Annotated in this window: 6 protein-coding genes; 4 read left to right on the top strand and 2 right to left on the bottom strand. The window is 66.0% G+C overall.

The window, feature by feature from the left end:
* Positions 1–1,108: 1,108 nt before the first annotated feature.
* Positions 1,109–2,362, bottom strand: coding sequence for a glycosyltransferase 87 family protein (locus tag IU450_RS38145; protein ID WP_195154576.1), 1,254 nt, complete (start codon positions 2,360–2,362; stop codon positions 1,109–1,111).
* 119 nt (positions 2,363–2,481) lie between these two features.
* Complete coding sequence (locus tag IU450_RS38140; protein WP_195154575.1) at positions 2,482–2,907, bottom strand: hypothetical protein; 426 nt, start codon at positions 2,905–2,907, stop codon at positions 2,482–2,484.
* 41 nt (positions 2,908–2,948) lie between these two features.
* On the opposite strand from IU450_RS38140, the gene IU450_RS38135 reads away from it, so the two are divergent.
* From IU450_RS38135 to IU450_RS38120, 4 genes are all read left to right on the top strand, one after another.
* Positions 2,949–3,290 (top strand): hypothetical protein, encoded by a 342-nt coding sequence (locus IU450_RS38135; protein ID WP_195154574.1) that lies wholly within the window; start codon positions 2,949–2,951, stop codon positions 3,288–3,290.
* Positions 3,291–3,420: 130 nt separating this feature from the next.
* Positions 3,421–4,497: a site-specific integrase gene (locus tag IU450_RS38130; RefSeq protein ID WP_195154573.1), complete on the top strand. Its 1,077-nt coding sequence runs from the start codon at positions 3,421–3,423 to the stop codon at positions 4,495–4,497.
* Between the two features lie 233 nt (positions 4,498–4,730).
* Positions 4,731–6,266, top strand: a complete 1,536-nt coding sequence (locus IU450_RS38125; RefSeq protein ID WP_195154572.1) for a hypothetical protein — start codon at positions 4,731–4,733, stop codon at positions 6,264–6,266.
* Positions 6,263–8,368, top strand: coding sequence for an integrase (locus IU450_RS38120; protein WP_195154571.1), 2,106 nt, complete (start codon positions 6,263–6,265; stop codon positions 8,366–8,368). Before IU450_RS38125 ends, IU450_RS38120 begins: the two co-directional genes overlap by 4 nt.
* Positions 8,369–8,378: the final 10 nt, after the last annotated feature.

Below are 8,378 nucleotides of genomic sequence, written 5' to 3'. Positions count from 1 at the left end.
GGGTTGCGAGTAGGCGGAATCGCCGTTGTCGCGGAGTAGTTCTCATCGAAGGACTGGTCGCAACCTGGGGGTGGTGGCCGCGGGCTCGGCCAAGCCATGACGATCCCGTACCGGCTCCCCCAGCGGCACCTCCGCATCGGCGGCCGGGACACGAGCCCATGTCGGGTCGATCGCGAGCTGTGACAACTGACGATCGCTCAACTGCTCAGCGTGAGCCCACGCTGACACACCTGCTACGACGACGGCAGCTGCTCCTGGCCCGACGGCTCCCCCGTGCCGGGGATATCAACGTAACGGCGATCTTGATCGACGCCGCAGCCCGAGTATTTGACCGGGAAGCTGCTGACCGGCGGGCAGTGGACGGCGTTCGTTACGCCAGAAGGTGAGCCGTTCAAATCTCGGCTGTCGTTCTCGGGACCCTACTCGCCACCAGAGTCAGGCTGATCTGTCGCAGTGAATTTGTCAATCCCCGCGTCGGCACCGACAACTAAGGTGAGAAACGGACATCGCGCGAACCGATCCCACCGCTCAAGTGAGACGTATCGGCGAGACCGAGCATCGCGCCGTTGCGCCAGTAGTCGTCGTGCCGCAGATACGTGATCGCGCCGGGCTCGGTCGCGAAGGACGCGAAGCCGCTGCCTCGACCGGGATCAGCATCCACGTGGTGATGACGAACGTCGGTGCGTAGCAGCCGCACAGCGCGAGGTGCGGATCGCCCGGGCGGATGTGCCAAGCGTCAACACGACGTGGTCCAGACGAACAAGATAGGTACGGGTACGGTTTCGCGCCACCATCACGCTCTCCTACTATCGTCCGGACCCCAGTCGCCGTCGCAGCGTCCGCGTCATATCCGTTTGCTGCCACGTGTGCAATGTGCGCTGTTCGAGCGCCATACATGGTTTACCCGGACGCGCACGATCGGCGGAGAATCCGCCGCCGCAGCCCAGTCGCGCGCAAACCGGCCACTGGCTTCACGCCGGCTTGACGCAGTCCCAGGGCACCCACTGTCGGATGCTCAGTGCGACGTGGCCATTGGCCACCGGTGGAGTGCATGTATTCAAAGGCTGCGCTATTCGTGACCCGGGGATAGACCACCGGGCGCCTGAAGTCATGGTGTTGGGACGCGGCGCCGTTTGTCGGCGGAGTCTGATTCTCGCCGTCTGGTCGGTTGCCGGGTGAGGATCGCGATCACAACGGCGAGGTAGACCGCGACGGGAGCGCCGCAGACGATGGCTCGGGCCGGATGGGGGATGTGTTCGGCAGCGGCGGTCATGGCCGGGATGTAAGTCGCTGCCCCGGTCAAGCCGAGATGTTTGATCTCGGCGTATAGCCAGCTGGTCAGCCACATCGAGGAGGCCGCGAACGTGGCGGTCGTCGTCGCGAGCCACAGGGTTCGGTTCTGTTCGGCGCGGGCGGTGGAGTGCAGCAAGATGATCAGAAGCGGCACGTACCACACCCAGTGATGTCCCCAGGCCAGCGGCGGCACCACGCACCCGATCAACCCGACCACGACCACTCCGAGCAACGGCCGTTGTGTACGGTGCGCGGTGACTGCGGCGGCGTAGCCGAGACCAGCGGCACCGGCGACGCATGCCAGCCATAGCCAGTTCGGCGCGGGATGAGGCGCCCACAGGTTCGACAGCACGCCGTTGATCGACTGGTTGCCGGGATGGGTGACCGGGCCGATGCGATCGACGTCGCCGGCCGCATCACGCCAGAAGTCCTGGGCGTCGCGCGGCAGGATCAGTCCGGCGACGACCACGGTGGCCAGACCTGTGACGATCGCGGTGGCAGCGGCGCGCCACTGGCGGGTGAGCAGCAGGTGGGGCAGGAAGACGATCGCGGTCAGTTTGAGCCCGGTGACCAGACCGACCGAGAAGCCACGCAGCCGTGTCGTGGCGGGGCGGGTGAGGTCCCAGACCAGGATCGCCATCAGCAGCAGGTTGATCTGGCCCTGCCACAGGGTGCCGCGTACCGCCTCGATGTCGAGGGCGATCAACCCGAGTCCGAGGCACAGCAATGCTAGGCGGGTGTCGCCGCGGTATCCGAGCGCTCGCCAGCAGCGCCAGATCGTGGCCCATAAGGCCGCCAGCGAAATCCCGAACCAGACGACTTTCGCGACTCCGAACGACACGACTGCGAACGGAAGGAAGCACAGGGCTGCGAACGGCGGGTAGGTGAACCAGCCGCCCGGCGGGATCGGTGCGGTGTAGAGGGCCTGCGAGTCGAGCACTGCTCGGCCCGCATTGCGGTAGATCGCCAGGTCACCTTGGTTGACCAGCAATCCGAATTGTGGGGCAGCGGTGAATGGCACCAGCACGGCCTGTAGCAGCAACGCCGCCACGCCTGCAGCGAGAGCCAAGACTGCCCACCTTGTCGAGATCGCAGTTCCGACCGAGTCCTCGCTCCGTCCCATCGCGCCCCCATAACTTCACCTCGAAATGCCTTGTCGCCGTTACGCTAGCAAGCGTGCGGTCTCAGTCAGCTTCGTGTGTGAGCCAAGTATTGGGCCCAATCGTTCTGTGCGTATCGGGACCATCGTTCGGCGGTGGCGGGGCTGATTCCGAGCAGGTCGCTGACCACGGTGGCCGGGATGTCGGCGACGGTGGTGATCATGGCGGTGTTGCGGGCGGCGAGGAGCGGCAGTCCGTGGCGGGTGAGGACGCGTTGCAGTCCGTAGGGGTTGCGTGGCCGGGTTGGTGGTCGTCCGGGGAACAGGTAGTTCGGGTGGTCGCCGGTGAGGGTGCGGATGAGTGATTCGGTGCCGCCGCGGTTGATCATCTGTTCGATGAGCCGGGCCAGTGTCGGTGGAAGCAGGATGGGGTGCGTGTCGAACAGGAGGTAGGCGTCTGTCTCGTCGTGGGTGAACCGGTCGGTGGTGAGTTCGACGATGGAGGCCAGCGGCATCCCGTAGAGCCGGACCAAGGCTCCGGCGATGCGGACTTCCAGTGGCAGGGTGTCGTCGGTCAGGCAGCGGCGCAGCCCAACTCCTCGCGCAGAAGACCGACATCACCCACGACGCGCTCGACACCCTCCCACAAGGCACCGCGACACGCCACATCCGCGAAATCCTCGTCTCGGCAGGGCTTCTCGACCGCCGCAACGAGGACCTGGCCCAACTGCAGTTGTGGGCCGAACGCATCATCACCACCCTGCCGACATCCCAGCAGCGCATCGTGCGCCCGTTCGCCGAATGGCAGATCACATCAAATGCGCCGAACCCGGCGCATGAAGGTATGGCTGGACTTCCTACACGTAATCGGCGTCCGGTGGGAGGAGGTCGGGCGTGATGAGCTTGCGATGTTCAAGCAGTGGCGGTTGTCGGCGGAGGAGAACCCGGACGCGGTGATGCCGAGTTCCTTCCAGGTCGATCGCGCGGCGATCCGCCGGTTCTACGAGTGGGCGGCGCGGCACGGACGGGTGGAGAACCCCGTTCGGGTTCGCGCGATTGTGCGCGGAATCGATGGCAGGGCAGCCCGGGAAGTGCTCGAGGGCACGCCTGCAGCGATCCGCCGTGCCGATGTGAAGTGGTTGACGCCCGAGGCGTTTCGGTTGTGGCGCAATGTCGGATTGCGGGGCTTCACGCTTGATGGGCTGCCGGTCGAGGCGTGGCGAGGGCGTACCGAGGACCGTGATGTTGCCTTCGTCGAGGGACTGTTCGGCACTGGGTTACGTCTCGGTGAGTGGTCGAGCCAGTTGACCATCGAGTTGCCGTCACCGCATCAGGAGGGGTTGTTCCGGGGGCAGTTGTCGGCGGCGTGCGCGAAGGGATCGCTGGGTCGGCCGTTTTGGATGCGGCGTCGGGTGGCGCAGCTGGTGAGGTTCTATGTCGAGGACGGCGGCCGCAGTGCGTCGATCGCGCGTGCGCAGGCAGCAGGCCGCTACGACAGCGTCGCGGGCCGGTGGTTGCTTCGGGAAGTCCGCAACAGTGGGGTGATCCGGGTCGTTGATGATCTCGGTCGTTTGCGTGATATTCGTCTGGACGCGATGGCGCCGCGGTTGCGGATGAGGTTGTTCCGTGAGGGGGATCGAGGGCTGGAGCCGGTGTGGTTGTGGTTGAACTACGACGGCATACCGCGGCCGAAGCATGCCTGGTACAAGACATTCGACCGCGCCAATACCCGGGTGTCGCGGGCGATGGGCGCTGCGGGTGGGGCGCCGCGGTTGTGGTGTCGCCCTCATATGCTGCGGCATTCGTTTGCGCTGCGCTGGTATTGCATTGCCACGTTCGTGGCCTGGCATCGCACCGACTTGCTGAGCAAAGAGGAGCAGCGCGACTTCCGCAATCAGCTGGGTGATGTCTGGTATTTGATGGCGACGCTGTTGGGGCACAGCAGCGCCGAGGTCACCCGCGAGGTGTATCTCGAACCGTTCAAGGCCTTGGAGGTCGAGGCGCTGATGGGGTTGATGGAGGCCGATGACCGCCGCGCCTTGGAGCGTCTGGTCGACGCCTTGACGGTGGGGCAGCCGCGGGTGCTGACCGGAATGAACGCGTGAGCGGCAAAGGACACGCGGCGGGTCTGCCGCCGCGGGGGTGGCGACCACCGCCGCGGCAGCGTGGCTTGGTGGTGGAGTTCGTCAGTGAGGACGGCCGCCAGCGCAGGACCTTCGACTTCTCGGTTCTACCGGGCCAGGTGGAGATTCGGGAAGAGTTCGCTGCGGCGTTCGCAGAGACGATTGGCCCATTGGGGCCGCGGCGGCGGCTGGGATCGGCGAACAGCGTATGGACAGTGATCCGCAAAGCGACGCTCTGGCTGGCCGAGAACCGCCCCACCATGACCGTGCTGGCCGAGCTCAGCATCGCTGATGCCCGGATGATGCTCAACGCGATGCGCTCGCCCAATGGGGACCGGCCGGTGTCGCAGCTGCGGACTATACTGGGCTACTGCCCGACTGTGCGGGTGGAGGTCGTGCGCGAGATTTCCCGGCACATGAATGGTCGACCTCATCAGGGCGGCGCCCAGCCGTACACCGAGCAGGAGTGGCGGTGGATCACCGTCGCGCTGCGCCGGATCATTCGGCCGGCCCGCGACCGCATCCTGGCCCACCGGCAGTTGGTGGAGAACTTCCGGGCCGGGCAGTTCGATACACGCCACCGTTTGGATCCGGATCGCTGTCTGGGTGCGGTGCTGGATTACTACCTGCGCGTCGGTGAGCTGCCGAAGGCGACCACAAGCGGGTTCGACTCTCCGACGGTCCTGATCGCCGGCTGGGCGGCGGAGCGGCCGCTGAAGTCGCTGGTGCACCTCGAGCCCGGGGAGGTGTGGGCGTTCGGTGCGCTGCTGGTCGGTTTGACGGGGTTGAATCCCTCGACGGTCTTCGAGTTGCCAGTCCCGCGCACGCGAGCTTCAGCTCCGGATGAGCCGGGGATCGTGTTCGTCGATGCGATCAAGTATCGGCGCGGTCCGCGGGCAGCGATGACCGTGGCGCTGACGGATCTGCGCAGCGAACTGCATCCGCTGGCGGAGGATCAGCGGCCGCAGCAGGTGCTGCGCACATCGCTGACCACCCCTTTCGGGGTGTTCATGCTGCTGGTCGAATTGACCGCATCCGCGCGGGCGATGATGAGAACCGAGTTCGCGTTCGCGTTCTACAACGCCAGTGCCGAAACCGGTCTCAGCGACCGCTCGCCCGGCATCAACAACTCCAGCCGCGCGCTGTGGGTCAGCGACCTGCTCACCGGTGATCCTCACCGCGACGAGGTGATCCGCGGCCTCGGGTTGAGCCGGCTACGCAAAACACACCTGGAGCGACACCGGCGACCGGTCGCCCACACCCCGGCCACGCTGCGCCGATACCTGCGCAACATGCACACCGTCACCGAAGAGGGCTACCAGATCATCCGTGAAGCACTCGACGCTCAGGTCACCGACGCACTCGCCCGCCGCCGCATCCAGGTGCACACCAGCCCCGCCATCGATGCCCCGGACACGGTCGTGGGCGCCTGCGTGGATTACGAACATTCCCCACACGACGGCGGAAATCGCTGTCGCCAAACGTTTCTGACCTGCCTGGACTGCTCGAACGCACGGGCGTTCCCGCGGCATCTGCCCTTCCAGCTGGCGGTGCTCGACCAGTTGGCGGCCGCGCGGGCCGCAATGCCGATAGCCCGCTGGGTTGGCGAATTCGCCGGACGGGTCGCGCAGCTCGAACAGATCATCGCCGAATTCGAGCCCGCGCAACGCGACCACGCCCAAGCCCAGATCACCGACACCCACCGCACCATGGCAGTCCGCTTGCTGGCAGGAGACCTCGACTCGTTATGACCAATCCCCACCCTGGCGCCGAGGTCGTCATCGGCGATCTGCTGGTCACCGCGGAAACCCCGGTGCTGGCTCGGCGCCCCATCTATGACCCGACCGCGGTGTTGTCCCGATTCGCGGATCCGGCATGGGACCTGTTCCCGGCGTTGCCCGACCGCCATCATTCCAACGAAATCATCCACTGGGGCACGTACCCGGAATCGTTGCGGCTGGCCTGCAAGTTCTATGTCTTCGCCCTGCTCAATATCGTCGAGGACGCACCACGGATATCGACCTCCCGGTCGCGGGTGCTGACAATTCCCTCGATCTGGACGGATCTGCGGCACCTTCGGATCTTTCTGCGATGGCTGCACAACCGCGGGATCGCCGCTCTGACCGCAATCACCGAGTCCGATCTGAATTCCTACTACGCCTATACCCTCAGCCAGACCATCACCTCCTCCCACCAGCGCGCCAGGCTGCTGACCGTCCAGCGCCTGCACCTGTATGCCGACTGGCTGCCCGAATTCGCCCGGATCACCGTGCCGGTGATCTGGGGCGGTGCCAGCGCGGCGGAGCTGGCCGACGACCCGGACCCGCGCCGCGTCGGCAACCGCACACCCCGCATCCACCCCGACGTGATGGGCACACTGCTCTCAGCGACGTTGCTGGTCACCGAGATCATCGCTGCCGACATCGTGCCCGCAGCGCGGCGCCTGGTCGCCATGCGCACCCTTGCCGTTCGCGCCACCGAGGATCTGCAGACACAGGACCCTCGTTCCCCGCATGGCTGGCGATCCACCCAACAGCGACTCGAACGCATCCTGCCGGTCTTCGCCGCCGCAGGATTCCCGCTACCGGGCCGCGAAGAGAGCGGCTGCACAGTCGTCGACTTACTGGGTTTAGCGCATGCCGGCCAGCTGGGGTATCAACAGCTGCAACGCAAATGCGGCGCGGCAGCGATCGCCGGCAGCGGACTCCCGGTTGAGCCCGGGCTGCTACGCGTCACCGGTTTCACCAAGGTCGAGGGCAAACCGTGGCGGCATCAGCCGATCGAGGCACCCGAACCGCGTACGCTGATTCGTCACGTCACTACCGCCTGCTACCTGGTCATCGCCTATCTGTCTGGAATGCGGGTCGGGGAGGTACTCAACCTGCGACGCGGATGCGTCACCCGCGATGAGAAACTCGGCATGATCTTCCTGTCGGGGCGCCAGCTCAAAACCACCTCTGAGCGCGCGCAGCGAACCCCGGCCACCGTTCCCTGGGTCATCAACGGGCATGGGGCTCACGCCATCTCGGTCTTGCAAGACCTCGCACCCTCCGCGACGTTGTTTCCCTTCGGGAAATTCGGAACCCTCGACTGGATCGAATCCACCAGAACCCGCACCAAGGGACAGATCAACGACGACCTGCGCGACTTCGTCATCTGGTTCAACACCACCCTCGCCGACACCATCGGCCATCCGCGCATCCGCGACGACGAGCACGGCCCCGCCACCGGCGGCCGGTTGCGGCGCACCCTGGCCTGGCACATCGTGCGCCGCCCGGGCGGCACCATCGCCGCAGCCACTCAGTACGGACACCTCTACACCGGCATGACTCACGGCTACGCCGGTCAAGCCGACGCCGGGTTCCTCGACGAAATCACCTTCGAGCAGTTCCTGCTGCGCACCGAGCAACTCCACGACGACCACCAACGACTGGCCCACGGCGAGCACATCTCCGGTCCAGCCGCCGCCCGTTATCGCCACCGGATCGCAGATGCCCACCACTTCCACGGCGTCACCATCACCACCGGTGCCCAAGCCAGTGCCGCATTGGCCAACCCCGACCTCCAGATTCATCACGGAGCATTACTGACATGCGTGTTCCGGCCCGAAACCGCGGCCTGCCACAGCGACATCACCGCTGATACGGGTGACCCGGTCTGGCCACGGTGCCGCCTGAGCTGCTCCAACATCGCCTACACCGACCGCGACATCACCCAGCTGCGCCGCCACGTCAACGTCCTCGCCACCGACCTCACCCACCCCGGCCTGCCGATGCCGCTGTATCGCCGCATCGCCGAGCGCCTCGCTGAGCACGAAAAGGCGATCGCCACACACGAATCCAGCCGACCCTAGACAGGACCCT

It is taken from the genome of Nocardia abscessus (assembly GCF_015477775.1).
Lineage (GTDB): Bacteria > Actinomycetota > Actinomycetes > Mycobacteriales > Mycobacteriaceae > Nocardia > Nocardia abscessus_A.
Note: the sequence above shows the minus strand (reverse complement) of the source record. Positions and strands in the feature narration are given on the sequence as shown.